The 2,617-nt window shown below is 71.1% G+C and carries 1 protein-coding gene and 1 pseudogene; one reads left to right on the top strand and one right to left on the bottom strand.

Annotated features, from left to right (window positions below; genetic code table 11):
* Positions 1–2,402: pseudogene (locus AC0CYZ_RS31440) on the bottom strand (glutamate synthase central domain-containing protein); the annotation flags it as partial.
* Between the two features lie 45 nt (positions 2,403–2,447).
* Here AC0CYZ_RS31440 and AC0CYZ_RS31435 point away from each other — a divergent pair.
* Positions 2,448–2,617, top strand: a 170-nt coding sequence (locus tag AC0CYZ_RS31435; RefSeq protein WP_472222156.1) for a hypothetical protein, incomplete at its 3' end; no start/stop codon positions are given.

The following is a 2,617-nucleotide window of genomic DNA, read 5'->3' as shown; positions in this document are numbered from 1 at the left end:
ACCGAGCTGACCAGCTTGACGTGGATCCGGGCCCGGTCGTTGGCGTTCTTGAGGTCGTGGATGAGCTGCTTGAGGTCCTCGATGGAGTAGATGTCGTGGTGCGGCGGCGGCGAGATGAGCCCGACGCCCGGCGTGGAGTAGCGGACCTCCGCGATCCACGGGTAGACCTTCTTGCCCGCGAGCTGCCCGCCCTCGCCGGGCTTCGCGCCCTGCGCCATCTTGATCTGCAGGTCCTCGGCGTTGACCAGGTACTCGCTGGTCACCCCGAACCGTCCGGAGGCGACCTGCTTGATCGCCGAGCGCTTGGACGGGTCGTAGAGCCGGACCGGGTCCTCGCCGCCCTCGCCGGTGTTGGAGCGCCCGCCGATGTTGTTCATCGCGATCGCGAGGTCGGTGTGGGCCTCGGCGGAGATCGAGCCGTAGCTCATCGCGCCGGTGGCGAACCGCTTGACGATCTCGCTGGCCGGCTCGACCTCGTCGATGTCGATCGGCTCGCGGTCCTCGTAGCGGAAGCGCAGCAGCCCGCGCAGCTGCCCGCCCTCGGCCGCGATGCGGTCGCACTCGGCGGTGTAGCGGCGGAACACGTCGCGCTGCTTGGTGCGCGTGGCGTGCTGGAGCAGGAAGACGGTCTCGGGCGTGAACAGGTGCTGCTCGCCCTCGCGGCGGTAGGCGTACTCACCGCCCACGTCGAGGCCGCGGTGCGCCCGCTCGGTCGGGTTCTGGGGATAGGCGGTCCGGTGCCGGATGGCCGCCTCCTCGGCGACGACGTCGAGGCCGCCGCCCCCGAGCTTCGAGGCCGTCCCGGTGAAGTACTCGTCGACGAACTCCTGGGAGAGCCCGACCGCCTCGAAGACCTGGGCGGCGGTGTACCCGGACACCGTCGAGATGCCCATCTTCGACATCACCTTGAGCACGCCCTTGACCGCGGCCCGGACGTAGTTGCGGATCGCCTGGTCGACCTCGAGGTCCTCGAGCTGCCCCGAGGTGATCATGTCCTCGATCGACTCGAACGCGAGGTAGGGGTTGATCGCCGCGGCCCCGAAGGAGAGCAGCAACGCCATGTGGTGGACCTCGCGGGCGTCGCCGGACTCGACGATCAGCGCGATCTGGGTCCGCTCGCGGGTCGCGACCAGGTGGTGGTGCACGGCCGAGACCAGCAGCAGCGACGGGATCGGGGCGTGCCGGCGGTCGGAGTCGCGGTCGGAGAGGACCAGGACGCGCCTGCCGTCGGCGATGGCCTCGCTCGCCTCGCGCCGCACCCGCTCGAGGGCCTCGCGCAGCGCGGCCTCGCCGCCGTCGACCTCGTAGAGCCCGGAGATCACCTTGGCCGCGAAGCCGGGCATGTCGCCGTCGTCGTTGATGTGGATGATCTTGGCGAGCTCGTCGTTGTCGATGACCGGGTCGGGCATGATCACCTGCCGGCACGACGCCGGCCCGGGGTGGAACAGGTTCTGCTCGGCCCCGATCGGGCGCGACATGCTGGTGACCAGCGCCTCGCGGATGGAGTCCAGCGGCGGGTTGGTGACCTGCGCGAACAGCTGCACGAAGTAGTCGTAGAGCAGCCGCGAGCGCCGGGAGAGCGCCGCGGTGGGGGTGTCGGTGCCCATGGACCCCAGCGGCTCGGCGCCGGTGGTCGCCATCGGCGCCAGCATGATCCGCAGCTCCTCCTCGGTGTAGCCGAAGGTCTGCTGGCGGCGGACGACCGACTCGTGGGTGTGCACCACGTGCTCGCGGTCGGGCAGGTCCTCGAGGTGCACCAGCCCGGCGTGGAGCCACTCGCCGTAGGGCTCGGCGGCGGCGAGCTCGGACTTGAAGGCGTCGTCGTCGACGATCCCGGCGCTCGTGCCCTCCCCCGTCGCTCGGCTCGCCCCTGCCCGCGTGTCCACGAGGAACATCCGGCCCGGCCGCAGCCGCCCCTTGGCGACGATGTCCTCCGCGGGCACGTCGAGGACGCCGGACTCGCTGGCGAGCACCACGCGGTCGTCGGCGAGCTGCCACCAGCGCGCGGGCCGCAGGCCGTTGCGGTCCAGGGTCGCGCCCATGACGGTGCCGTCGGTGAAGACCACCGCCGCCGGCCCGTCCCACGGCTCCATGAGGCTGGCGTGGAACCGGTAGAAGTCCCGCTGGTCGGCCGGCATCTCGGCGTGGTTCTCCCACGCCTCGGGGATCATCATCATCACCGCGTGCGGCAGCGACCGGCCGCCGAGCGAGAGCAGCTCGAGCACCTCGTCGAAGCTCGCCGAGTCCGAGACCTCCTCGGGACAGACCGGCATCGCGCGCTGGAGGTCGCCGGGGAAGAGGTCGGTGCCGAGCAGCGCCTCGCGGGCCCGCATGCGGTTGCGGTTGCCGCGGATCGTGTTGATCTCGCCGTTGTGCGCCATCGTCCGGTACGGGTGCGCGAGGCGCTGCTCGGCACCGACCTCTTCCCCGGCGACCTCCAGCGCGCGATGCCGGTGTGCCCCGAGGCGGTCTCGGACTCGGCGAGCTTCGACGAGGTGCTCGAGCTGCTCTCGCTGGGCGGCCGGTCGCTGCCGCACGCGGTGATGATGATGATCCCCGAGGCGTGGGAGAACCACGCCGAGATGCCCACCGACCAGCGGGAGTTCTACCGTTTCCA

It is taken from the genome of Actinomycetospora sp. (assembly GCF_055612215.1).
Note: the sequence above shows the minus strand (reverse complement) of the source record. Positions and strands in the feature narration are given on the sequence as shown.